Source organism: Pseudohongiella sp. SYSU M77423, assembly GCF_029911965.1.
Lineage (GTDB): Bacteria > Pseudomonadota > Gammaproteobacteria > Pseudomonadales > Pseudohongiellaceae > Pseudohongiella.
Window position 1 is genome coordinate 111768 of record NZ_JARYTH010000001.1, and the last position, 24193, is coordinate 135960.

Annotated in this window: 20 protein-coding genes; 9 read left to right on the forward strand and 11 right to left on the reverse strand. The window is 55.7% G+C overall.

Going from position 1 to position 24193, the window contains the following annotated elements:
- Positions 1-63: 63 nt before the first annotated feature.
- Positions 64-1821 carry a pyrroloquinoline quinone-dependent dehydrogenase gene (locus QGM61_RS00470; protein WP_281131483.1) on the forward strand — a complete coding sequence of 586 codons (1758 nt, stop codon included), beginning with the start codon at positions 64-66 and terminating at the stop codon, positions 1819-1821.
- Here QGM61_RS00470 and QGM61_RS00475 read toward each other — a convergent pair.
- The 6 genes from QGM61_RS00475 to QGM61_RS00500 all read right to left on the reverse strand — a co-directional run bounded on the left by QGM61_RS00475 (position 1800) and on the right by QGM61_RS00500 (position 9560).
- Entirely contained in the window at positions 1800-3092 is a 1293-nt protein-coding gene (locus tag QGM61_RS00475; RefSeq protein WP_281131484.1) for an EAL domain-containing protein, read from the reverse strand. The genes QGM61_RS00470 and QGM61_RS00475 overlap by 22 nt on opposite strands.
- On the reverse strand, positions 3041-4468 hold the full coding sequence (locus tag QGM61_RS00480; protein ID WP_281131485.1) for a TonB-dependent receptor: 1428 nt from the start codon (positions 4466-4468) through the stop codon (positions 3041-3043). The genes QGM61_RS00475 and QGM61_RS00480 overlap by 52 nt, the downstream gene beginning before the upstream one ends.
- 35 nt (positions 4469-4503) lie before the next feature.
- Entirely contained in the window at positions 4504-5193 is a 690-nt protein-coding gene (locus QGM61_RS00485; protein WP_281131486.1) for a TonB-dependent receptor plug domain-containing protein, read from the reverse strand.
- Positions 5194-5290: 97 nt separating this feature from the next.
- Positions 5291-5728: a YqaA family protein gene (locus QGM61_RS00490; RefSeq protein WP_237133344.1), complete on the reverse strand. Its 438-nt coding sequence runs from the start codon at positions 5726-5728 to the stop codon at positions 5291-5293.
- 12 nt (positions 5729-5740) lie between these two features.
- On the reverse strand, positions 5741-8785 hold the full coding sequence (gene putA, locus QGM61_RS00495; RefSeq protein ID WP_281131487.1) for a bifunctional proline dehydrogenase/L-glutamate gamma-semialdehyde dehydrogenase PutA: 3045 nt from the start codon (positions 8783-8785) through the stop codon (positions 5741-5743).
- Between the two features lie 7 nt (positions 8786-8792).
- Entirely contained in the window at positions 8793-9560 is a 768-nt protein-coding gene (locus QGM61_RS00500; protein WP_237133342.1) for a class II aldolase/adducin family protein, read from the reverse strand.
- Positions 9561-9682: 122 nt separating this feature from the next.
- On the opposite strand from QGM61_RS00500, the gene QGM61_RS00505 reads away from it, so the two are divergent.
- The gene (locus QGM61_RS00505) at positions 9683-10375 is read left to right on the forward strand and encodes a hypothetical protein (protein ID WP_281131488.1); all 693 of its coding nucleotides are present in this window, start codon (positions 9683-9685) and stop codon (positions 10373-10375) included.
- Here the strand turns inward: QGM61_RS00505 and QGM61_RS00510 are convergent.
- Positions 10309-10809 carry an Lrp/AsnC ligand binding domain-containing protein gene (locus QGM61_RS00510; RefSeq protein ID WP_237133340.1) on the reverse strand — a complete coding sequence of 167 codons (501 nt, stop codon included), beginning with the start codon at positions 10807-10809 and terminating at the stop codon, positions 10309-10311. The two genes, QGM61_RS00505 and QGM61_RS00510, sit on opposite strands and share 67 nt — an antisense overlap.
- A gap of 159 nt (positions 10810-10968) precedes the next feature.
- On the opposite strand from QGM61_RS00510, the gene QGM61_RS00515 reads away from it, so the two are divergent.
- A complete protein-coding gene (locus QGM61_RS00515; RefSeq protein ID WP_281132050.1) occupies positions 10969-12291 on the forward strand; it encodes a D-amino acid dehydrogenase in 1323 nt (440 codons plus the stop codon).
- A gap of 56 nt (positions 12292-12347) precedes the next feature.
- On the opposite strand, the gene QGM61_RS00520 is transcribed toward QGM61_RS00515, so the two are convergent.
- Together QGM61_RS00520 and QGM61_RS00525 are read right to left on the reverse strand one after the other, a co-directional pair.
- Entirely contained in the window at positions 12348-12809 is a 462-nt protein-coding gene (locus QGM61_RS00520; RefSeq protein ID WP_281131489.1) for an EVE domain-containing protein, read from the reverse strand.
- Between the two features lie 16 nt (positions 12810-12825).
- The gene (locus QGM61_RS00525) at positions 12826-13626 is read right to left on the reverse strand and encodes a sulfite exporter TauE/SafE family protein (protein WP_237133338.1); all 801 of its coding nucleotides are present in this window, start codon (positions 13624-13626) and stop codon (positions 12826-12828) included.
- A gap of 151 nt (positions 13627-13777) precedes the next feature.
- Here QGM61_RS00525 and QGM61_RS00530 point away from each other — a divergent pair, with 151 nt between their 5' ends.
- The gene (locus QGM61_RS00530; protein WP_237133337.1) at positions 13778-14227 is read left to right on the forward strand and encodes an SRPBCC family protein; all 450 of its coding nucleotides are present in this window, start codon (positions 13778-13780) and stop codon (positions 14225-14227) included.
- Entirely contained in the window at positions 14217-14558 is a 342-nt protein-coding gene (locus QGM61_RS00535) for an ArsR/SmtB family transcription factor (RefSeq protein WP_281131490.1), read from the forward strand. The genes QGM61_RS00530 and QGM61_RS00535 overlap by 11 nt, the downstream gene beginning before the upstream one ends.
- Before the next feature lie 13 nt (positions 14559-14571).
- Here the strand turns inward: QGM61_RS00535 and icmF are convergent, their stop codons facing one another.
- Positions 14572-17817, reverse strand: a complete 3246-nt coding sequence (gene icmF, locus QGM61_RS00540; RefSeq protein ID WP_281131491.1) for a fused isobutyryl-CoA mutase/GTPase IcmF — start codon at positions 17815-17817, stop codon at positions 14572-14574.
- A 110-nt stretch (positions 17818-17927) separates the two neighbouring features.
- Here icmF and QGM61_RS00545 point away from each other — a divergent pair, with 110 nt between their 5' ends.
- Entirely contained in the window at positions 17928-18386 is a 459-nt protein-coding gene (locus tag QGM61_RS00545; RefSeq protein WP_237133334.1) for a MerR family transcriptional regulator, read from the forward strand.
- A gap of 37 nt (positions 18387-18423) precedes the next feature.
- A complete protein-coding gene (locus QGM61_RS00550; protein WP_281131492.1) occupies positions 18424-19620 on the forward strand; it encodes a thiolase family protein in 1197 nt (398 codons plus the stop codon).
- A gap of 47 nt (positions 19621-19667) precedes the next feature.
- Here the strand turns inward: QGM61_RS00550 and QGM61_RS00555 are convergent, their stop codons facing one another.
- A complete protein-coding gene (locus QGM61_RS00555; RefSeq protein ID WP_281131493.1) occupies positions 19668-20498 on the reverse strand; it encodes a hypothetical protein in 831 nt (276 codons plus the stop codon).
- A 113-nt stretch (positions 20499-20611) separates the two neighbouring features.
- On the opposite strand from QGM61_RS00555, the gene QGM61_RS00560 reads away from it, so the two are divergent.
- Together QGM61_RS00560 and QGM61_RS00565 are read left to right on the forward strand one after the other, a co-directional pair.
- Positions 20612-21274, forward strand: coding sequence for a Fe2+-dependent dioxygenase (locus QGM61_RS00560; RefSeq protein WP_281131494.1), 663 nt, complete (start codon positions 20612-20614; stop codon positions 21272-21274).
- Between the two features lie 275 nt (positions 21275-21549).
- Complete coding sequence (locus QGM61_RS00565) at positions 21550-24150, forward strand: TonB-dependent receptor plug domain-containing protein (protein ID WP_237133330.1); 2601 nt, start codon at positions 21550-21552, stop codon at positions 24148-24150.
- Positions 24151-24193: the final 43 nt, after the last annotated feature.

Genomic DNA, 24193 nt, shown 5'->3' on the forward strand with positions numbered 1-24193 from the left:
GACCAGTCAGGCAGTCAACGGTTCCAAAATAACAATAATGCTCTTGATAATAAGGTGCCCGGAATGATCCACAGATTTGTCAAACCACTCGCCTGCGTGACTCTTACCACATTATGCTGGTACCTGCCTGCCGTTACGGCCGCAGAGTCGAAGCCACTACTTGATCAGCTCAGCCCGGTGAGTGACGCCATGCTCGCAGATCCGCCAGCCGGAGACTGGCTGATGTGGCGCCGCACCTGGGATGCATACGGATTCAGCCCACTCGATCAGATCAACACCAGCAATGTTGGCCAGTTGCAGGAAGCCTATCGGGTGCCACTGCCAGCCAGTTCAAATACGCCGACGCCCATCGTTCACGATGGAGTGATGTTCCTGGCCAACGGCGATGATCGTCTGTACGCGCTCGATGCAGCTACCGGCGATACACTCTGGCAATATCAGCACCCTACTCGTGAGGGCGCAGTCCCCAGCTCCAAGTTCGGCGTAGCACTTCACGGCAACAAGGTCATCATGCCGACCAACGACATGCAGATGGTCGCGCTGGATATGCGCAGTGGCGAGATAATCTGGCAACACAGCATCGCTGACTCTCTGGTAGGCCGACGTGGCCATACGCTAAGAGCGACGCCGATCATAGCCAATGGCAAAATTATCCAGGGCGTCAATGCCACCATGGTTCCGGAGGGTGGGTTCATCGTTGCTCTTGACCTGGAAACCGGCGAAGAGTCATGGCGTTTCTATACCATTCCGCGACCCGGTGAACACGGCGACAACACCTGGAATGGACTGGAGCTGAGCGCCCGCAGCGGCGGCTCGGTGTGGATGCCGCCAACCTATGATCCGGAACTGGATCTGGTCTACTTCGGTACCGCACCAACATATGACACAGCGCCGCTTCTGCATCCAAAAAACGACGGCGAAGTGACAGCAGATGCGCTTTATACGAACTCGACGCTGGCCATCAATGTAAGCTCTGGGGAGTTGGCCTGGCATTACCAGCACAACGCTAATGATCAGTGGGATCTCGACTGGGTTTATGAACGTCAGGTGGTTAACGTGCCAGTCAATGGTCAGATGCGCAAGGCCGTGATTACCGCCGGCAAAATGGCTCTGTACGATGCGCTGGACGCAGCGACCGGAGAATATCTGTATTCCGTAGATCTGGGTCTCCAGAATCTGATCACGGCAATCGACCCGGAAACGGGTGCCAAAACCATGGCTATCAATGCCAGACCCAATGCAGAAACAACACAACTGGTATGCCCGTTCGCTGCCGGCGGACGCAACTGGCAGGTCAGCTCGATCAACCCGGACACCGACATTCTGTTTTTGCCAATCACACAAATGTGTATGAACGGCGGCCCGGTTGGCGGCCAGAGTATTCTGTCGACGGGTGCCGCGCTGAACCCGACGCCAGTTCCTGGCCAGGAGGGTCAGTTTGGCCGCCTGCAGGCCATGAATGTGAAAACACGTGAACTGCTGTGGGACTTCAGGGAGCTGGCACCACCCACCACTGCTATAGTGGCGACCGCCGGCGGCGTTATATTTAGCGGCACACTTGATCACCGATTCAAGGCTCTGAGTCAGCAGGACGGTTCCTTGCTGTGGGAGGCCAATACTGGCGACATACCTGCTTCATTCCCGGTCACTTACATGGCTGATGGACGCCAGCATATTGCAGTGGTTATTGGCCAGCCTACCATTCACGCGGGCACATTCATGGGCGCCGTGATGGCAATGACTGGTGGACCTGAGGGCCCAATGGGACAATTGCAGAGTCAGGGGGCTGCGCTTGTGGTCTACGCGCTCCCTGCAGAATGACCGGACTGCTTGCCTCGCTGTGGGCGTGTACGCGCCCACTGCAGAGCCGCGCTTCCTGACATTGGGCGGGTAATGTAAAAGCCCTGGGCTGCATCGCAACCGATGTCGCCCAGCATGCCCAGTGTCCAGGCATCTTCTACGCCTTCCGCAGTCACGGTCAGACCCAGTGTGTGAGCGAGACCAACTATAGCCTCAACAATCTTGCGTGACTCCTGCGACTGCGGTGCAGTCATTACAAAAGACTTATCCACCTTCATTTCAGAAAACGGCAGTCGCGCCAATTGCGTCAGAGAGGAGTAACCCACTCCAAAGTCGTCAATCGACAGGCTGAAGCCCTTTATCCGCAACTGTGTCAGATATTCCAGGACCAGCTCCGGATTCTCAAGACTGCTGGTCTCCGTCACTTCGAGGATAATCTGGCGCGGATCAATGCTGTAATGGTGACATTGGCTGACCAACCATAACGGTGTGTCAGCTTCTGCCAGCAGTCGAGCAGACATATTCAGAGCAAGTTTGACATCCGGGCTGGCAAAATTTTCACTCAGCCAGCACATGGCCTGGCTGAATACAACTCGGCTCAATGGGCCAATCAAACCAGACCGTTCGGCAAGCGGTATGAAGGCGTCCGGATAAATCATTCCCTGACTGGGATGCTGCCAACGGGCCAGACATTCAAAACCGACCAGTTCGCCACTGCCGCAGGCGATTTTGGGCTGAAAATGCGGGGTGATTTCATTCTGATTGATGGCGCGACTTAATTCGGTGTATGCCGTTGAGCGCTGTTGCTGTTCAGACTGTAACGCCTCCGGACTTGTTTCCGCGCGCGACTGCAGCAGCATTTTTTTGAGTTCATTGGCAGAAAACGGCTTTGGCAATATGCCGGACAGTCGCAAGCCTTTTTCCCGGGCTATTCGCGCGGCCGCATCCAGAACACGACCTTCGAGACCGCTGCTGATAATGAGGTTACATTCGCAGGACAGCCCGGCAAGCTGCTTGAGTGTTTCGATACCGTCGACTTCAGGTATCTGCAAGTCAATTACAAGATGTGTTGGCTGAAAATCGTCCAGCCTCGCAAAAAATGATCGGGCATCAGTCGCAGATAAGGTTTCAAAACCGGCCGTTCTGGCTATTGCACATATAGTGAAGTTGACGCTTTCATCATCGTCCAGAACAAACAGCCGCAATCCGTTAGCTGCGGACATCATCTCAAATCTGGCTCCTAGAATGTAGAACTGACACTCAAGATCAAGCGGCGATACCTGCTGCTGCATGAGTCTTCGATTCTGCTCAACTCACCATCAATTGTTGACGGCTCGTATCGGTAGCGGGAGCGACATCTGGACTGCCCCAGGGTATTGTCCGATTCCAGTCGAACAGTGACGTCATCAAAAAACACTCTGGACACAAACATATCCAGAGAGGGTTGATTATCATTGCGCGTAATCGTGGTGACGTCAATATCGTACTCACCCCCATGGAAAGGGTATCGGTAGTCAAAGCCATAACTTAATGCCCAGGCTGTCACATCGCGCCTAAAGCCCAGTTCCGCTTCGCCCCGCCGGTTGATACGTTCTTTGGAGCCAAGGAAGGGGTTGGTGATCTGGGAATCGAAGATGTTGAGCTCTGCCGACACGATTGCGTCGGGTACGCCCAGGAAGCCCAGGCGAAGGCTGGCATCGTTGAAAATTCCCCATCGCGTCGCGGGCCCTACGTTACCCTCAGCTGACAGTGGCTCATTGGGGTCGACTGTTGCGTTGATGTTGCCAATGTAGTTTTCAATATCACGATAGAAGATGCGCGAATTGACCACCCCGCTGTCATTTGGCAGCCGGTATTCCAGCCCCAGTTCGTATCGCAGCTCCTCCTGCGGCGTCAGTTCGGGGTTCCCGGCATCCGTGTTCTGTTCACGGTCATCGTCGTTAACGGTGGCTGCAAATGAAGAAAAGCTGAGCTGTGAGACCTCTTTGGCCGCCGTTGCACGTAACTGCAATGACTCGGTGAAATTGAAACGATAGTCAATGGAGGGCCGCAAATAGTTGAACCGGCGACTGTTGTCGACAACACCGGACTGGGAAATCTCGGATGACTCGTACACCAGACTGGTTTCCAGGGTACTTCTTGGGCTCAGAACCCAGTTGTGAAACGCAAAACCCTCGTAACGGACTTCCTCGACGGTCGTGCCCGCATTTGACAGAGATGGCTGAGGGTTCAGGCCTCCGTAGCGCTCGGATGGCGGCAGAGATCCACTGCCCGAATGTCGCGAACCGACCAGCAGACTTGAATCCAGACGGGTAACGGCTCTTTCAAGTCCGACACGCAGATTCTGATCAGACGTTAACGGAAAGCTGTAGTTGCCTTGCACAATGCGCTCACGTGTGCGCTGATCAGAGTCGATAAACAGTGTCTTGTTGTTGACGTCAGCCACCTGTGCAGTGTCAGGATCGGCACGATACCGCTCGCGCTGCTCATCCCGCGTCTGGTCTGTGGCGACGAACAGCAATTGCGCGCGGTGCCCGTTGGCGAAGCTGATATCGTAGTCACCGCCAACTTCCCAGTTGCTGTGATCATTGTCAGTCTGCTCATATTCCAGATAATCTCTGAAATCGCGGCTGACCCGGCGCGGATACCCTGAATCGCCATAGAGCACATTCAGTTGCGCTCGCTGGTTGGCCCATTGATATCCTATATTACCTGCAATCTCGAGTATGTCCTGATCGCGGACATTGCTTTCAAAAAGGGATCCAATAGGCTGTCCGGCCGGGTCATATTGAAGCTCTGTGCTCTCGCGGTTTTCGTAATTGGGCGCGCTTCAATATTGATCAGCCCCTGCAAATTGCCGATTTGCCTGCTGTGCGATACTGAAGCACCTGCCTCTGCTGTCTGATCATGATTCCAGCGCCCAACAAGCTCAACGGTCGTGCTGGATCGGTTGTTGGCATCTGCCAGAACCACGTTGACGACCTGACCGGATCCGCGAACATCCAGCTCGGCAGACGTACCCCTTATGATTTCGATACGTTCCACCTCCTGGGCAGCAATCCGGTCAAGCTGGTCGCGGGGTGAATTCTCCTTACCTGCCATACGCTGACCGTTAATCAGCACGTCGCCCCCAGTACCAAGGCCCCGACCACCGCCGCCACCGCCACCAACCGACACACCAGGTATCCGATCCAGCATGTCACTCACAGATACCGGATTGTAGGGTGTGAAAAAAGAAGCCGGATAGATGACAGTGCCATCGGTCGCAGCCTCTCGTGCGGGGGATTCAGTGGAAAGTTCAGCGGTATTTTCCTGCGCTTGTGCAGAGCTCATGCCCCACAACAGGCTGGTGCTGGCAAGCATGAGTATTGGAACGGTTTTTACATTGAGCATTGGTTCTCCCACTTCGCCGAAGAGATTCCCATCCTACCTAATAGCTGACAGGCCTGTTTGTTACATTTTGTCAGGACTTTTAAGCAGTTAACGAAAATCAGGCGGAAATACCGAGTAAAGAATGTCCGATCATCAACACTAAGGCGTAACGTGCAGCCTTGCCAGTTGCTACCAGCAACAGAAACAGATCGAAGCGTATCCGTAATATACCGGCGACAAAGGTAAGTGGATCACCGACTATGGGAAGCCAGGCGAACAACAGACTCCAGCTGCCAAATCGCGCGAACTGGCCACTGGCGCGCTCCAGCGTTTTCTCGTCGGCCGGAAACCAGCGACGATGCTGAAACCTGAGAATCTCCCGCCCCAGCCACCAGTTGACACAGGAACCCAGGGTGTTACCGGCCGTTGCAGCCAGCCACAAAGCCCACAGCAGGTACCCCTGCTGACGCAATGTGAGCAACAGTGCTTCGGATGAGGCAGGCAACAGAGTAGCCGCAACAAACGCCACCACAAACAGGCTCAGATAGGCGAACACGTCAGTCTGGACTCACGAATCATCGTCCGACATGGCCATTAGTGAGGCATTGCCGCCCGCTGCGGTGGTGTTGGTACTGATTGACTGTTCCGTGGCGAATCGACTGAGGTAATGCGGCCCACCGGCCTTGGGGCCCGTGCCCGACAGACCCGTGCCGCCGAAGGGCTGGACTCCAACAATGGCACCGATCATATTGCGATTGACGTACACATTGCCGGCCCTGATGCGCGATGCAATCAGTCGTGCACGGCTGTCTATGCGGCTGTGAATACCGAAGGTCAGACCATAACCGGTCGCATTTATCTCATCTATGCGCTTGTCCAGGTCGGCAGAGTGATACCGCAACAGATGAACGATTGGCCCAAAAACCTCCTCCTGTATCTGGTCAATACTGGTAATTTCATACAGTTGCGGCGGGAAATAGAGCGTTGACGGAAGCTCCTCTGGCAAGGCACAGCGTTTACGGCAGCGGGCATTGCTATCCAGGAAGTCAGTATGCTGTGTAAGGCGCTCATAAGCTTCCGCATCAATTACAGGGCCCACATCAGTTGCCAGCCTGGCGGGATCGCCGATACACAGCTCGTCCATGGCCCCTGCCAGCAAGCGGATCAGCTCATCTGCGATGTCTTCCTGAACCAGCAAAATGCGCAATGCAGAGCAACGCTGACCGGCACTTTGAAAGCCCGATTGAAGCACGTCAGTAACCACCTGCTCCAGCAGCGCCGACGAGTCCACGATCATGGCGTTAAGACCACCCGTTTCCGCTATCAATGTCGCGATAGCTGCATCACGTGCGGCAAGTGACTGATTGATGGAGCGCGCCGCCGCTGTGGAACCGGTAAAGGCAACACCGGCCACCCGGCTGTCCCTGACCAGTCTCCGACCCGTCTTCTCCCCACCCAGCACCAACTGGAAAACCTCTTTGGGAATCCCGGCCTGATGAATCAGCTCAGCCGCTGCGATGGCCACTGCTGGCGTCTGTTCGGCTGGCTTGGCAACGACGCTGTTGCCAGCCACGAGTGCGGCTGTGACCTGCCCCAGGAAAATCGCCAATGGAAAATTCCACGGACTGATACAGACAAAAACACCTTTGCCACGCAGCCGCCACTGATTAAGCTCGCCGGTTGGCCCTGGCAGCGTACGCACGGTAAACTCACGGCGCGCCTGCAGCGCATAGTATCGGCAAAAATCAACTGCCTCGCGGACCTCAGCGACGCCATCCGTGATTGTTTTTCCGCCTTCAGTTGTGCACAGCGCCATCAATCTTGGCGTTTCTACTTCCAGCAACCGAGCAAGATTTTCCAGACACCGTGCTCGTTGTTCTACCTCCGTGGCATCCCAGTCTTCGAAACTGGCATGGGCGGTCGCCAGTGCCCTCTCGATATCAGCGTCGCTGCTGGGCGAGTGCTGGGCGGAATTGATCCTTTGCAGCTCTCGCTTCCAGTCCCCCTGCAGTGCAGCCAATGTTTCGGTGTCGTGAAGGTCGATGCCTGCGGAATTGACGCGATCAGGATAAAGCTCAACAGGTAAAGGGATTCTCGGGTGCGATATTTTTTCCAGGCTCGCAATCTGCAAATGCGGATGCTGGATCAGTGATTCAATAGGCGCCTGGTCATCCAGAATACGATTGACGAACGAGGTATTGGCCCCATTCTCCAGCAACCGTCTGACCAGATACGGCAACAGGTCCTCATGACTGCCAACCGGCGCGTAAACGCGACATACCAGATCGCGAGAATTCGCCAGCAACTGGTCATATAACGGGCCACCCATGCCATGCAGGCGCTGAAATTCAAAGTCACGATAGTCACCCGCCAGCGTAAGAATTGCTGCCACCGTGTAGGCATTGTGCGTGGCGAACTGCGGGTAGAGGAGCTCATGGTAGTTCAGCAGTTTCTGTGCGCAGGCCAGGTAGGAAACGTCAGTGCACACCTTGCGTGTGAATACCGGATAGCTTGCCAGCCCCCGCTCCTGTGCGCGTTTGATTTCACTATCCCAGTAAGCCCCCTTGACCAGCCGCACCATCAGTCTGCGTTGTGAACTCAGCGCCAGTTCAGCAAGCAAGTCCAGCAGATCAAAACAGCGCTTCTGATACGCCTGGACGGCCAGGCCCAGGCCATCCCATCCGCTCAGTGCCGGATCATGAGCCAGTGCAGCAAACACAGCGAGCGTCAGATCAAGTCGGTCAGCTTCTTCGGCATCGACCGTCAGTCCGATATCGTAGCGCCTGGCAAGCAGTGCCAGCTCTCGTGCCTTTGGGATCAGCTCAGTCATCACACGATCGGCCTGTGACAATTCGTATCGCGGATGCAGAGCCGACAGCTTTATCGAGATACCTGGCGCCTTGATAGGAGATGTGTGCTCAGCCACAGTTTTTCCGATAGCGTGAATGGACGCTGCATAGGCTTTGAAATAGCGTTGGCTGTCTGGCTGCGTCCTGGCGGCTTCACCCAGCATATCGAAGGAGTAACGGTAGTCGGTATCGCGGCGCTTGAGAGCCTCATCAATCGTGCGACCCATCACAAAATGTCTTGCCATTATGCGCATAGCCTGGCGAACTGCCTGCCGGACCATGGGTTCGCCGCAGCGCTGCGCAAACTGCCTGAATACATGCTGGCCCTGCTCGGTATCCAACGGGGCCATGATTCGTCCGGACAGCATCAGCCCCCAGGTCGAGGCATTTACAAACAAAGAGTCACTTTTACCCAGGTGACTGCCCCAGTTGCCGCTGGCCAGTTTGTCCTCAATCAGCCGATCAGCCGTATCGCTGTCGGGAATGCGCAGCAAGGCCTCGGCCAGACACATCAGCACCACACCTTCATCACTGGACAGCTGGTATTCCTGCATCAATGCATCAACGCCCGAACCATTGCGCCGATTGGCACGAACCGTGGCAACCAGATCGCGAGCCCGTTGCTGCACTTCATCCAGCGTCGCCTGCGACCACTGCAGCTGACTGCAAAGTCGTTTTACATGGCTGGCCTCGTCAACACGATACGCGTCCAGCAATGCCTGGTAGCCTTCGGTCTCAGTAATATCCAGCCTGGTGTAGTGCATGTCGGCCTCACTGTCGGTAACCGGGATCCTTGGCGTCCAACGTACGCAGCAGGCCTGGCCAGAGCAGTTTGGCCACTTTGGGAAGGGTTTCGGACTGCTTGCGGGTCGTCTCTATCGCTTCGGCAGATGGGAAGTGCAGCTCGCCGCCGGCCTGCGCGCGAATCTGTTTCTCACAGGCGTTTTCAAGAAAGTACATCAAGGTGAAGGCCTCGGGCACACCTTTGCCTAGTGTCAGGGTGCCATGATTGCGCAGTATCATAATGTCCTTGTCACCGAGGTCACGGACAATGCGTTCACGCTCGTCTAGATTCAGAGCCACACCCTCATAGTCATGGTAAGTCACGCGCGGATGCACCAGCATGGCCGTCTGTGTGATGGGCAGCAGGCCTTCCTTCTGAGCCGAGACGGCAGTACCCGCGTGGTTGTGGAGGTGCATGACGCTGCCCGCGTCAGGTCGGGCCATATGCACGGCGCTGTGAATCGTGAAACCGGCGGGATTGACGCCATAGCCATTATCCGCCACCACGGCACCCTCGTGATCAACTTTAACCAGGGATGAGGCGGTGATCTCATGGAACATCATGCCGTAGGGGTTAATCAGAAAGTGATGGTGATTGCCTGGCACACGCGCCGAAAGATGCGTAAATATCAGATCATCCCAACCAAAGTGGGCGACCAGACGGTAGGCTGCTGCCAGATCCACGCGCACCTGCCATTCCTCAGCCGGGATATGGGACGGACGTTTATCAAACAGGGTTTGTGGATTCGCGCTCATGACTTTGCTCCAGAATTGCCTATAATCATGTCAGGAATTGTGAACCGAGCAGGCGCTGGTTTCCAGCCTTTTTGAACCTCGCGCAGCCTGGACCTGGATCAACTCATGCGGGGACAGCACTGATGAGCAAAACATCTCTGACAGGACTCCATCGATTCTGCTGCGGATTACTGTTGATTGTAGTTGGCTCTGCCTGCTCAAGCAGGCCCACACCTGAGCAGCAACTGGCGACGCTGGAAGCCGAGCTTCTCAACAGTCCCACGTTAACAGTCTCATTTGAAGTCATCGCCACGGGTGCCTTTGCGGCCGAATTGCGTGGCACCTTAACCATCATGGGCGACAATCAGACCTCACTGCGTGCTGACGGCAGCTTTGGTGGCGAACCAGTATCGCTGCATCTTGGCAGCACGGATACCGGCCTGGTCGGTGGCAATGGTGACAATCAGTTTGCCGTCGCCCAGCCTGCTGCACTTCGCGAAGCGCTGGTCATCGGTCTGACGCGCATGGGGATCCTGCACAATCTGGCAAGGCTCACCTCCGTGCAGCCGCCGGATCACGCTGATGGCGGAGTTCAGAACTGGGTTCAGGCAGACAGTCTGACTGGCGGAGGCGACAGCCTGAGTTTCAGCATCATCGTTGCAGGTCAGCCCAGTGGGGAAGCAACCCTGCTGTTCAGCGACCCGCAAACCCTGCTGGGCCGTGAGCAGGTAGTGAATTTTCCGGGTGGCTCCATGCAGGTGACCGAGTCCTATACAATCACCTCTTCTGGCACGGGGATATCCAGCGTCTCCTTGATTTCCTCCATGACGATGTAACTCTTCGATTCCCGCACACCGGGCAGTTTCAGCAGGATATCGCCCAACAACTGGCGGTAGGAGGCCATCTCGGATATGCGGGCCTTGACCAGGTAGTCGAAATCACCCGATACCAGATGGCATTCCATCACATGCGGCAGCTTGGTCGCAGCCTTGCGAAAATCATCAAAAATACTGGCGGATTTGGAAGTCAGGCTGATTTCCACAAACACCAGCAGACTGGCGTGCAGCTTGTGCGGATTGAGCCGCGCGCCGTAGGACAGGATAAATTTTTCCCGCTCCAGACGTTTCACACGCTCCATACAGGGTGAGGTCGACAGACCCACCCGCTCGCCGAGCTCGACGAAGGAAATCCGCGCCTCTTTTTGCAATATGCGTAAGATCTGGCGATCTATTTTGTCCAGTTCACGACTCGAAGCTCTGCGCGTTTTCATTGATTACCTCTGAATTTTTAAAAAATTGCAGTAATAATTACTGCCTTAACCAGTTAATACAAAAAATACACGCAGTGCTGAACACTTACAATATGTTCCAGAAACTGACACCGAAGTTAATTGAGGTGAGTCAGCATGAAACAGTCGACAGGAAATACTATGCACTGCATTGTGATGGGAAGCGGCGTTATCGGTATGACCAGCGCCTGGTATCTGGCCAAAGCCGGACATCAGGTGACTGTGATTGATCGCCAGTATGGACCGGCGAAGGAAACCAGTTTTGCCAATGCCGGTATGGTCTCTCCCGGCTACTCAGCGCCATGGGCAGCGCCCGGCGTGCCCCTGAAAGCGATTAAATGGCTCATGTCACGCCACGCACCACTGGCAATCCGTCCCACCGCGGACATGGAACAGTATCGCTGGATGTGGCAAATGCTGAGCAACTGCACTTCTGCGCGCTATCAGGTCAACAAGGAACGAATGATGCGGTTGGCTGACCACAGCCGCCACTGCCTGATTGCGCTGCGGAATGAAACCGGCATCGACTACGAGCAGCGCCGCCGTGGCACACTGCAGCTGTTCCGCACCAATACCCAGATGGACGCAGCGACACGAGATATCGCCGTGCTCAAGGAACTGGGTGTCCCCTACGAATTGCTGGATGCTGAAGCCTGTGTGAGTGCAGAGCCAGGCCTGGCACAGAGCCGCGACAAACTGGCCGGTGGTTTGCGCCTGCCACTGGATGAAACCGGCGACTGTCACATGTTTACGGTTGAACTGGAGAAACGCTGCCGTGCGCTTGGTGTGGAATTCCGCTATGGCACAGACATCACAAAGCTGAACAGCGATGACACCCGCATCAAATCGGTGACGATCTGTAAGCGGAATAACGGTGCCGAGCCGCAAGAGCTGGTTGCTGACAATTATATCCTCGCGCTGGGCAGCTACTCTCCAGAGTTGCTGGCTCCACTTGGCATCAGGCTGCCTGTGTATCCGGTCAAGGGCTACTCTCTGACCATTCCGGTGACAGACGATGCTCGCGCTCCGGTATCAACCTTGATGGACGAAACCTACAAAGTTGCCATCACTCGATTCGACCAGCGTATTCGCGTGGGTGGCATGGCAGAGCTCGCAGGGCACGACCTGAGCTTGCGCAAGCGCCCGCTGCAGACACTGCAAATGGTGATCGGGGATCTGTTCCCGGAAGGCGGCGATGTAAGCAAGGCTGAATACTGGACCGGTCTGCGACCCATGACGCCGGACGGCACACCAGTGGTCGGCGCGACCCAGCTGCACAACCTGTACCTCAATACCGGTCACGGCACGCTGGGCTGGACCATGTCTTGTGGCTCGGCGCAAGTGTTGAGTGACATCATCAGCGGTCATCGACCTGCAATCCGCAGCGATGGCCTGGATATAAGCCGTTACCAGCGCCCGGTCGATCGGAGCCGTAGTGGCAGGCCGGCAACCGCGCAAGGCTGAGCCTGCTGGCAAACATCAGGCAAGGCCTGCTGAGGCTGATCACGGACTGACCACCCTCAGCTGGCCGACCTCAGCATGGTCCGCCACTCCGACTGGCTAACCGGCATCACAGAAAGCCGGTTACCTTTTTTGACCAGCGGCAACTCAAGCAGCTCCGGATTGGCCTTTATCTCATCTAGTGGAATTAAGCGCTCAAACCTGCGAACAAACACAAGATCGACTGCGTCCCAGCGCGGCTTGTCAGCACTGCTTTTGGGGTCGTGGTAGCTTGATCGCGGATCAAACTGCGCCGGATCAGGGTAAGCCGCTTTAACAACGCGTGCTATGCCTGCGACACCGATATGCTTGCAGCTGGAGTGATATATGAACACCTCATCACCTTCGGACATCTGCCGCAGATAATTTCGCGCCTGATAATTGCGCACGCCCTCCCAGACGATCGGTTTGTCGGCTTGTGAGGCAAAGTCATCAATACTGCACTCATCAGGCTCGGTTTTCACCAACCAGTAGCTTGTCATCCAATTACCTCGTCAATTACCCCAACACTGTTCTCAACATCTGCAAGGCCAGCACAATCACCAGAGCTGCGAATAGCTTCTTGAGCGTCGCAACCGGCAGGCTGTGTGCCAGTCTGACGCCGACAGGCGCACTGAGCTGACTGGCCAGCGCCATGACCAGCACCGCTGGCCAGTAGATAAATCCCCAGCTTAATGCCGGCAGATCTGCGATAGACCAGCCATTGATCAGATAACCCAGGGTACCGGCCAGCGCAATCGGCAAACCGACCGCTGCCGAGGTGCCAATCGCCGTCTGTATACGGGTATTACACCAGGTCAGAAACGGTACCGTCATGGTGCCACCACCTATCGCCACCAGCGCAGAGATGCCCCCAATGATACTGCCAACACCGGCCAACGATGCCGCGCCAGGCAGTTGACGGGAAGGTGGCGGCTTGCGATTCAGAGTCATCTGCACCGCCACGAAGCACATGAAGCAGAAGAAGAAAATCGCCAGAGGGCGCGGAGAGAGATAGGCTGCCAAAAATGTTGCTGCAAAGGTACCGACAATAATGCCTGGGGCCAGTCCGCGAACAGCAGGCCAGAGCACGGCCCCACGGCTATGATGGGCGCGCAGACTGGCAATCGATGTCGGGATAATAGTGGCCATGGAGGTGCCGAGCGCAAGGTGCACAACATAATCAGACACGAAACCCTGTTGCGCGAACAGTACGGTCAGCACCGGCACCATGACTGCACCACCACCAATCCCGAAAAGTCCCGCAAGCAGCCCGGTCACTGCGCCCAGCCCCAGATAGGCCAACAACCAGCTCAGCATTACTGCACCCACTCAAATTTATTGTTTCGCGATTGTAACCGCAGGCCGTCATCTGTAACACCCGACATTTGCGCATAGAGACCGCTTGCAATAAAATGCACAATATGCAACCTTATGGTTGCATATAAACTATTGACACCGGGAGCACCCCATGAACAAACAGGACACTCTGGTCAAAGTTGTTGACCTGAAGGCAAGCCAGTCCCGTGTCTGGCAGGCACTGACAGACTATCGACAGTTCGGCGAATGGTTTCGCGTTGATCTTAATGAACCCTTTGCACCTGGCAGTCGCTCCACGGGCCTGACCACCTACCCAGGTTACGAGGGATACGAATGGTTGGCGACCATAGAAACCATGGAACCAGAGTCACTGTTCTCCTTTCACTGGCACCACGATAATGTTGATGCACACCTGCCCCTGGCGCAGCGACCCACCACACGCGTCGAGTTTCGACTGGAACCGATAGATGGCGGGACACGTCTGACGATTACAGAATCCGGGTTCGCGGCATTACCGGATGACAGCCGGGACTTAATCATTCGCAACAACACGCAGGGCTGGGACATACAGGCGGAGCACATCAAAGCTTATGTCAGCTGATCCGGCCAGGCCGCTCCTGCCAGAAGAGGCCGTAACTGTGTTTGCGGCTCTGGGAGACCCGACACGTCTGGAACTGCTTTCAAGATTACAGGACGGTCAAGCGCATGCGATTGTAGATCTGACAGACGGCAGCGGCCTGACGCGACAGGCGGTCACCAAACATCTGCAGGTACTCGAACGTGCCAGGCTGGTGACCAGTCAACGCGAAGGCCGCAAAACGCATTATGTATTTGATGGTGCCGGTCTGAATCAGGCCAGATCCTATCTGGAAATGGCCTCAGCACAGTGGGACCAGGCAATTGAGCGCCTGCGACTGTTTGTGGAAGACTGATAATCCCCATAGTCTACATATTCCGACGATACTGCCCGCCCACCTCAAAGAACGCCTGAGTGATCTGGCCCAGGGAACAGACCCGCACGGCATTCATCAATTCGGCGAATACATTTTCGTTGGCGCGGGCGGCCTCCTTGAGGCGCGCCAACGCCGCGTCAGACACATTTGCATGCTGGCGATGGAATGCGCGCAGCCGTTTGATCTGGCTTATTTTTTCCTCTTCGGTAGAGCGGGCCAGCTCCATATTGAATTCACTGTTGTCGTCCTCGCCATCCGGGTTGAGGAAGGTGTTCACGCCCACTATGGGCAGCGAGCCGTCGTGCTTGCGGTGCTCGTACAACATGGACTCGTCCTGGATCTTCCCGCGCTGATAACCGGTCTCCATGGCACCCAGCACACCGCCACGTTCAGCGATGCGCTCGAACTCCTGCAGCACGGCCTCTTCCACCAAATCAGTCAGCTCATCAATAATGAACGCGCCCTGATTGGGATTCTCGTTCTTCGCCAGTCCCCACTCTTTGTTAATGATCAATTGAATCGCCATGGCGCGACGCACAGACTCGCCGGTGGGCGTCGTGACGGCCTCATCGTAGGCATTGGTGTGCAGGCTGTTGCAGTTGTCATAGATGGCAACAAGTGCCTGCAGGGTGGTGCGGATATCGTTGAATGACATCTCCTGTGCGTGCAATGAGCGGCCCGAGGTCTGGATGTGATATTTAAGTTTCTGGCTACGATCATTGGCGCCGTACTTTTCACGCATCGCCACCGCCCAGATCCGACGGGCCACACGCCCCAGCACTGTGTACTCGGGATCCATGCCATTAGAGAAAAAGAAGGACAGATTCGGCGCAAAGTCGTCGATCTTCATGCCCCGAGCCAGCCAGGCCTCCACGAAGGTAAAGCCATTGGACAGCGTAAATGCCAGTTGCGAGATGGGGTTGGCGCCGGCTTCGGCAATGTGATAGCCGGAGATGGACACCGAATAGAAATTACGCACCCTGTTTTCGATGAAGTATTCCTGGATGTCGCCCATCACTTTGAGGCTAAACTCGGTGGAAAAAATACAGGTATTCTGACCCTGATCTTCTTTCAGGATGTCAGCCTGCACTGTGCCACGCACGGACTGCAGCGCACGTGCGCGAATCTGTGAAGACTCCTCTGTCGACGGCGCACGGCCCTGCTCGCGTTCAAAGGCCGTCAGTTGCTGGTCAATGGCTGCATTCAGAAACATGGCCAGGATGGTCGGCGCCGGCCCATTGATGGTCATCGATACCGAGGTGTTGGGGTGGCAAAGATCGAATCCGTCATACAGCGCTTTCATATCATCAAGCGTCGCGATCGAGACACCCGAGTTACCCACCTTGCCATAGATGTCCGGACGCTCGTCCGGATCAAAGCCGTACAGCGTGACCGAGTCAAATGCTGTAGACAGGCGCTTGGCGTCGGAGTATTCCGACAGCGCCTTGAACCGACGATTGGTGCGAAATGCATCGCCCTCGCCAGCGAACATCCGTGTGGGATCTTCGCCCTCTCGCTTAAATGCGAATACACCTGCCGTGTAAGGAAAGCGACCCGGTACGTTCTCCAGCATCAGCCAGCGCAGCAGATCACCATGATCAGTGAAACGCGGCAGTACAATTTTAGGGATACGTGTACCAGACAGACTGGTCGTTACCAGCGAAGTGCGTACTTCCTTATCTCGGACGTGCACAACCAGCTCATCGGCGGCATAGTCCTGCATTAGTTGTGGCCACTTAGCCAGAAGGTCATGACTCTCGCCGTCCAGCTGTTGAGCACGCTGATCAGCCAGCGCCTTTAGTTGCGCCACAGCAGTGTCACTGTCAGCCTGGCCCATCATCGCCGCAGATGCTTCAAGCTGTTGAATCTCCCGTGCCAGCATAGACTGCTGCTCAACATGGCGACGGTAACTGCGAATAGTGTCAGCAATTTCCGCCAGATAGCGCTGTCGCTGGGCGGGCACAACGGCACTCTGAAGAGTAGAGGTACGCCGCTTGACGGCCGGCAGCTGGCTGTCAAACTCCTTCAAACCTTTCTTGCGCAGCACAGCCAGCAAGGCCTGATAAAGCGCAGTAACACCATCATCGTTAAAATGGGAGGCGATGGTACCGTACACCGGCATCTGATCAGTGTCACGATCAAAGGCCATGCGGTTACGTTGCACCTGTTTGCTGACATCGCGTAGCGCGTCGTCTGCGCCCTTGCGGTCGAACTTGTTGATCGCGACTACATCGGCGTAGTCCAGCATGTCGATTTTTTCCAGCTGACTGGCCGCGCCAAACTCAGGCGTCATCACATACAGCGAGGCATCGACAAATGGCACGATGCCAGCGTCACCCTGACCAATGCCAGGTGTTTCGACAATCACCAGATCAAACCCGGAAACGCGCACAGCGTTGATGATGTCGCGCATGCAGGCTGGCACTTCTGTCTCTGCGCCGCGCGTGGCGATCGAGCGCATATACACTGAAGGATGGTAGATGGCGTTCATACGGACCCGGTCACCCAGCAAGGCGCCACCCGTGCGACGCCGGGTGGGGTCGATGGCAAGCACGGCCACCCGCAGATCATCACCACTGTCCTGTCGAATTCGCAGAATGACTTCGTCGGTCAGTGAGGATTTTCCTGCACCGCCCGTGCCGGTTATCCCCAGCACTGGCGCGCGATTGACCGGATTGGTATGTTCGCGCAAATACTCGCGCTGTTCAGTACTGACATTGCCGTTCTCCAGGTGACTGATAAAGCGCGCCAGCTGCAGCCGGTCGCCTGTCAGCATGGCATCCAGATCCACAACTGGCGCAGCCTGTTGATCGTTGGCCAGGCGTTGCAGCATGTCATCGATCATGCCCTGCAAACCCATCTTCTGACCGTCCTCAGGCGAGTAAATCCGTGTCACGCCGTAATCGTGCAACTGCTTGATCTCGGATGGAATGATGACGCCACCGCCACCTCCGAAAACCTTAATGTGTCCGGCTCCGCGTTCGCGCAGCATGTCGATCATGTAGCTGAAGTACTCAACATGTCCGCCCTGATATGAGCTGATTGCAATGCCCTGCACATCTTCCTGCAATGCCGCCTCCACGACCTCCTGCACAGAGCGGTTATGCGCCAGGTGAATGACCTCTGCACCTGCCGCCTGCAGCATACGGCGCATGATATTGATGGCAGCATCATGACCATCAAACAGACTGGCCGCAGTGACGAAGCGGGGAAAGCTGGAACGCGAAGGCTGAGGCATTTGGCAGTGCTCTAATTGATGTGTGGCTGGTGGTGGTTTATTATATTGACGTTAACGTCAACGTCAATCAAGACACTTGTCATTGAATCCAACAAAAAAGAATTACTTCCATGCCCGACATTTCCCAGGTACTCAGCGATACGTTTCTGCGCACCAACGCGCTCGATCCACGCGAAAGTGGCAATAAAACCTACAGCATTTCGCAGCTGGCCAAAGAGTTTGACATCACCACACGTGCCATCCGTTTTTATGAAAGCGAAGGATTACTCAGCCCCGAGCGCGAAGGTCGCAACAGGCTATACAGCCAACGTGACCATACGCGTCTGAAACTGATTCTGCGCGGCAAGCGTCTGGGTTTCTCGCTGGATGAAATTGGCGAGCTGTTCGAGCTTTATGATTCGTCCTCGACCGGCGAACTGGCCCAGCTCAGCCGCGTGCTCGAAAAAATTGAAGAGCGCAAGCAGATACTCAAACAGCAACTTGAAGACATCCAGCTCAGCCTGCACGAGCTCAAGGAATTTGAGCGCCAATGCCGTCAGCGGCTTCGCCAGATGCGCAGCAATCACTAATCACATTCAGCAAATTCAGGACACAGGACAATCGCACATGACTGACCAATCTGTGGTGATACTCGGTGGCGCCCGCACTGCCATTGGCGGCTTTCAGGGCGTCTTCAGCAATACGGCTGCGCCAGCCCTCGGGACAGCCGCCGCACGCGCGGCACTGGAACGCGCCGGACTGGATCCGGCCCAGCACCCTGAGGCGATCGACGACGTGTTGATGGGTTGTGTGCTCCCCGCCGGGCTTGCCCAGGCACCAGCGAGACAGGTTGCGCTGGGAGCAGGCCTGGCTGTTACAACGCCCTGCACAACCGTCAACAAAATGTGTGGTTCCGGCATGAAAACCGTCATGATGGGCATGGATCAGATCCTCGCTGGCCATGCCGACGTCGTGCTTGCGGGCGGTATAGAAAATATGACGCAGGCGCCTTACCTGATACCCAAGGCGCGGGGCGGCCTGCGACTTGGTCACGGCGAATTGAAAGACCATATGTTTCTGGACGGACTGGAGGATGCCTACACGGGCAGACTGATGGGCAGCTTTGCCCAGGAAACGGCGGACAAATTTGGTCTCACGCGCCAACAGATGGATGACTACGCGATCTCCTCGCTGACACGTGCCAAGGCAGCGATAGACAAGGGCTGGTTTGACGCCGAAACAGTTCCAGTGACGGTGAAGGCCGGTAAACAGGAAGTCACTGTCCGTCACGATGAACAGCCAGGAAAAGCCAATATCGACAAGATCCCTCAGCTGCGCCCGGCGTTCTCTGCGGAAGGAACCATTACCGCGGCCAACTCTTCCTCAATCTCCGACGGTGCGGCCGCACTGGTGCTGGCCCGCGAGGCGGTGGCGAAAGCATCGGGACTCAAACCTGTTGCCCGTCTGCGTGCGCAGGCCAGTCATGCGCGTCATCCCGGCGAATTCACAATTGCCCCGATTGGTGCCATCGAAAAAGTGCTGCACCAGACAGGCTGGTCTGTCGACGATGTGGATCTGTTCGAAATTAATGAGGCGTTTGCGATGGTACCCATGCTGGCCATGCAGGAACTGGGGCTGAACCACGACAAGGTCAATATTCATGGTGGTGCCTGTGCACTGGGCCACCCGGTAGGAGCCTCGGGAGCGCGAATTATCGTTACTTTGATTTACGCGCTACAGAGACTTGGCAAACAGCGGGGCATCGCCAGCCTTTGTATCGGTGGCGGCGAAGCGGTTGCCGTAGCACTGGAGTTGACCGACTGAGTCTGGCCGCTCGGTCGAGCGGCCAGAGGATTCCCAGTCAGGCTGAATTACAGACCAGAAGCCGCCAGCTCGATGCGGCTGGCCGCGCCATAAAGCACAGCTGGCTGAGTCGGCAACTGCTGCGGCGGTTGCACACCAGACCAGGTGGGCATGATGCTGTCCATTTGCTCACGTATGCGGCCAGTGACTCCTGCATCGGCGCCCATCGCCTCTATTCGGTCCAGCACGTCATACGCCACTCGCATGAAACCGAAAGAATCCTGGTACTCATGGGCATTCTCCAGGCTCAGGTCATCACCTGCAGCAATGTCGTATTCAGCAGCCGCAGTGCTCACGAGATCAACAATAACCTCACCCAGCAATCCAGCGTCAGGGTCTTCGACCACATCTTCAGCTGCAGCGATTCCCTGCAGCAGGTTGGCATAAGCAGCTTCCACATCAGACAGCGGCTGGCGACGTTCCACGGCAACTGCCAGAGCCTCCAGCTCGCTGGCGAAGCCGGGTGCACCGCGCGCGTTCAGAGCGGGCACCAACGCCGCATAAATTTCTGCTTCGGGATGCTTCATATGTGTTTCGGCAGCAGCGCGATCGCCTGCACGGTAAAGGTCAACGCCAACCATCAGGTGCCCGCGGATAAAACCGAGCTGTCCCAGGTAGACGGCATCGTTGCTGACCGAAGCGACGCTGCTGGCGCCTTCGCCACCCTCACCACCTTCTCCGCCTTCGCCGCCTTCTCCACCTTCACCGCCCTCGGACACACTCATGGCCATCGCACTGTGATCCATGCCGTCCATGCCGGACGAACCCGCACAAGAAACCATGGTTCCGGCCATACAGACTGCGCCAAGACCCAGCCAGAGCTTATGCTTGGACTCCATACCCACTCCTCTTTTCAACACGTCTTTTCAAAAAACACTTCAGTTTAAGCGACTGTAGCGTGTAAACTGCAAGAAGCTTACTACAATCAATAATCATTCTCAATTGTATTAACATGATATTACCCATCGGCCAGACTTTGCCTGATCACCTGCTGCAATCGCTCTACGAACTTTCTGCGGACGAGACTCAATTCATAGACGGCGCCAGCACAGCCGGATGGCATGCACGCACGCTGAAGCGCAACCTGCAGGCAAAACCCTCACCGCTGGTCAGCCGGCTCCTGCGGCAGACAGGTGACGCATTGCTGGCTAATGAACTGGTTCAGGCGGCAGCTCGTCCCAAGGCAATAGTCCGGCTGTTGTTAAGTCGCTACGAACCCGGCATGGAATACGGCCTTCATGTTGACGATGCAATGATCGACGGCCAACGAACCGATCTGTCATTCACACTGTTTCTCTCTGCAGCTGACAGCTATGAGGGCGGAGAGCTGGTGATCGATGAAGCATCTGCTGAGCGCAGTTTTAAACTGGACGCAGGCAGTCTGCTGCTGTATCCGTCAACGACTCTACACCGCGTGTCACCCGTGACTCGCGGCCAGCGATTGGTCATCGTTGGCTGGATTCGCAGTCTGGTGCGTGATCCTGCACAGCGAGAGATACTTTTTGATCTGGAACGCAGCATCACCCAGTTGCGCCAACAGGCAGATCAACAGGCGACGCTCGCCTTACTGTTAAAATCACGCAGCAACCTTCTGCGTATGTGGTCTGAAGATTGAGCGCCCCGTTTTTGGGCCCTTGCACCACGAGCGAACATGACAATAGTGTCGCATTATGAGGCATCACTAAAAACGCGCTTAAAAGCAGTGCAATAACAGCACCCACCCCTTCAACACAATTATTTCACGGCACCGTTATGGAACATACATCCTTTTATTACGAACCAAACTGGTGACCTTTTTTTAATTGTTATTCTATATCATATCTTTTTTTGATGTGGCACATCGATTGCAGTTAACACTCCTGTATACCAATAAAACTATCAGGAGTGACCATGGCAAATCTGTCAAAGAACCCACTTTCACGAACCATTGCTGTCATTATCGCTGGCCTTGCAGTTATCCCTGCAGAACTCTCTGCACAGCCTGCCGAGGCTGAGCCCACACTGGAAGAAGTTGTCGTTACCGGCTCTCGAGGCCGACCCAGAACTGTTTCTGACTCACCCGTTCCAATTGACGTCTTTGATGCCGACACCATCGAATCTGTTTCGTTTACTGACACTAACGACGTATTAAAAACACTGGTTCCGTCATATAACGTATCGCGAAACCCAATCAGTGACGGCGGCACCTTTATACGACCCGCCTCGCTGCGCGGCATGCCAACTGACAAGACACTGGTTCTGGTCAACTCCAAGCGCAGACACCGCGCTGCACTCGTTTCCATCGGTGGCTCGGGCACGCAGGGCCCCGATATCGCCACCATACCCACTATTGCGCTGAAGAATGTAGAGGTGCTTCGGGACGGTGCGGCTGCACAGTACGGCTCTGATGCGATTGCCGGCGTTATTAACTTCATCCTCAAGGACAGCGCCGAAGGCGCCAGCTTTAGCGTAGACACGGGCGAGTATTACGAGGGCGACGGTTCGCAGTTTACAGTACAGGGCAACATTGGTTTACCGCTGGCGAATAGCGGCTTCATCAACCTTTCTGCTGAAGTATCTCAGTCAGATGCAACCATACGTGCTGAACAATATTGTGAGACCTGGTTCTGTCTTGATCCGTCAAATCCGGTATATGACCCAACCGCATCCTATACCCGATACACCGAAGATCCCGGCTACATGGCCGCAGTGGCAGATATGGGCGAGGTTGTGCAGCCCTGGGGGCAACCCAATAGCGATGCTCAACGCTTTTTTGTTAATGCTGAAATGCCTCTCAGCACGACAGCGACACTGTACGGGTTTGGTAACTATTCCAGCAGTGAAACGGACGGCCCCTTCTTCTACAGATATCCAGGCAATGGCACGATCGAAGAGCTCCGGCGCCAGGATGGGTCCATATACACGCCTCTGGAAAAATTTCCGGGCGGCTTCACACCACGATTCTTCGGCGACGTGTTTGATTTTTCAATCGTTGGCGGTTTGCGGGGTGAGCTGAGCAACGGTCTGATGTATGACCTCAGTGGTCGTACTGCGGAAAGCAAAGTTGAGTATACCCTCAACAACACTATCAACCCTTCTCTGGGCCCAGACTCTCCAACGTCGTTCAAGCCTGGCGACCTGGTCAATCAGGAGACGCAGTTTCAGGCGGATTTCAGCCTGGATGTGGACGTCGGACTGGATGCTCCGGCACTGCTGGCGTTTGGAGCAAGTTATCTGGATGAAACCTACAAAATCGTCGAGGGTGAGCCAGTCTCCTATGAGGCTGGTCCATACGCCGTCCCGGATCCCTGGGGATTCTGTAACGATAACGGCACAGCAACCAGCGCAGGCCTGGCCGTTATTGCCAATGGCTCATCTCTCAATTGCGCCAGCAGCAGCGACCCGGTATATCGGGTAGTTGGCGTGGGCTCGAATGGTTTCCCGGGTTACTCTCCCGAATTCTCTGATAACTACGAGCGTGATTCCTATGCCTTCTACACGGACATCAGTGCAGACCTGACGGATGCACTGTTTATGCAGGCAGCCGTTCGCTACGAAGACTACTCAGATTTCGGTAGTGAAGTCGTTGGCAAGCTGGCTGGACGCTATAGTCTGACTGAAGCCATTGGCGTGCGGGCATCTGTAGGCACCGGCTTCCGGGCACCGACGCCTGGACAACAGGGCACAACCAACGTATCAACCCGATTGCCGGACGGTTTCCCTGTCGCAACTGGCCTCTTCCCTGCAGGCGGAGTTGTTGCCCAGGCTCTCGGTGCGACCCCCCTTAGACCCGAGACATCGACGAACTTTGCCATCGGCCTGACGGCAGAATTCGATGCACTGAGCTTCACTGCCGACTTCTATCGAATCGACGTCGACGACCGTGTGTACTCAGTCTCTACGCGCCCCGTATCCACCAATCCGACGGCAGGTGCGGCTTACGACAATTATCTAGCGCTGGCAAATGCCAGTGTAGTCGGCGCTGAAACCATTGGAGGTGTTTTCTACTTTACTAACGCCTTTGATACCAAGACACAGGGACTGGATCTGGTAGCGACGCTGCCAGTAAGCTGGGACTCGGGTGCTAATACCACGTTTAGTGCATCCCTAAACTTTAATACCTCTGAGTTTGCTTCAGATCCCAGTACATTTCTGAACGAGGAGAACCAGTTCGACTTCGAAAACTTCGACCCGTCCTGGCGCGGCATGATGTCAGCCCGCCATACGGTGGGACCATTGACCCTGGTAGCACGTGCCAACCTCTACGGCTCGTATGAGAACTTCAATGGTGGGCAGGTGCAGGAGTTTGACCCGGCAGTGATTTTCGACCTGGAAGGGCAGTACCAGATCAACGAAACCCTTCGCCTGACATTGGGTGGGCGTAACCTGTTTGATTACTACCCTGAGAAGGACAGCATTGGTGACTACTGCTGTGGTCGCCTGTACTCATCAGGCACGGCAGTGAGCTGGCAGGGTGGTTATTACTATGCTCGATTGAACGCGAGCTTCTAACTGCAGGTGTCGGGCCGGCGACTGTCGGCCCGATGTCCAGCAA

Excerpts from the sequence above, each read along its gene's own strand:
- QGM61_RS00550 (WP_281131492.1), top strand. The coding sequence starts at position 18,424 with ATGACTGACCAATCTGTGGTGATACTCGGTGGCGCCCGCACTGCCATT.
- QGM61_RS00515 (WP_281132050.1), top strand. The coding sequence starts at position 10,969 with ATGCACTGCATTGTGATGGGAAGCGGCGTTATCGGTATGACCAGCGCC.
- QGM61_RS00535 (WP_281131490.1), top strand. The coding sequence starts at position 14,217 with ATGTCAGCTGATCCGGCCAGGCCGCTCCTGCCAGAAGAGGCCGTAACT.
- QGM61_RS00560 (WP_281131494.1), top strand. The coding sequence starts at position 20,612 with ATGATATTACCCATCGGCCAGACTTTGCCTGATCACCTGCTGCAATCG.
- icmF (WP_281131491.1), bottom strand. The coding sequence starts at position 17,817 with ATGCCTCAGCCTTCGCGTTCCAGCTTTCCCCGCTTCGTCACTGCGGCC.
- QGM61_RS00530 (WP_237133337.1), top strand. The coding sequence starts at position 13,778 with ATGAACAAACAGGACACTCTGGTCAAAGTTGTTGACCTGAAGGCAAGC.
- putA (WP_281131487.1), bottom strand. The coding sequence starts at position 8,785 with ATGCACTACACCAGGCTGGATATTACTGAGACCGAAGGCTACCAGGCA.
- QGM61_RS00470 (WP_281131483.1), top strand. The coding sequence starts at position 64 with ATGATCCACAGATTTGTCAAACCACTCGCCTGCGTGACTCTTACCACA.
- QGM61_RS00485 (WP_281131486.1), bottom strand. The coding sequence starts at position 5,193 with ATGCTCAATGTAAAAACCGTTCCAATACTCATGCTTGCCAGCACCAGC.
- QGM61_RS00505 (WP_281131488.1), top strand. The coding sequence starts at position 9,683 with ATGAGCAAAACATCTCTGACAGGACTCCATCGATTCTGCTGCGGATTA.
- QGM61_RS00475 (WP_281131484.1), bottom strand. The coding sequence starts at position 3,092 with ATGCAGCAGCAGGTATCGCCGCTTGATCTTGAGTGTCAGTTCTACATT.
- QGM61_RS00565 (WP_237133330.1), top strand. The coding sequence starts at position 21,550 with ATGGCAAATCTGTCAAAGAACCCACTTTCACGAACCATTGCTGTCATT.
- QGM61_RS00545 (WP_237133334.1), top strand. The coding sequence starts at position 17,928 with ATGCCCGACATTTCCCAGGTACTCAGCGATACGTTTCTGCGCACCAAC.
- QGM61_RS00520 (WP_281131489.1), bottom strand. The coding sequence starts at position 12,809 with ATGACAAGCTACTGGTTGGTGAAAACCGAGCCTGATGAGTGCAGTATT.
- QGM61_RS00525 (WP_237133338.1), bottom strand. The coding sequence starts at position 13,626 with ATGCTGAGCTGGTTGTTGGCCTATCTGGGGCTGGGCGCAGTGACCGGG.
- QGM61_RS00500 (WP_237133342.1), bottom strand. The coding sequence starts at position 9,560 with ATGAGCGCGAATCCACAAACCCTGTTTGATAAACGTCCGTCCCATATC.
- QGM61_RS00555 (WP_281131493.1), bottom strand. The coding sequence starts at position 20,498 with ATGGAGTCCAAGCATAAGCTCTGGCTGGGTCTTGGCGCAGTCTGTATG.
- QGM61_RS00510 (WP_237133340.1), bottom strand. The coding sequence starts at position 10,809 with ATGAAAACGCGCAGAGCTTCGAGTCGTGAACTGGACAAAATAGATCGC.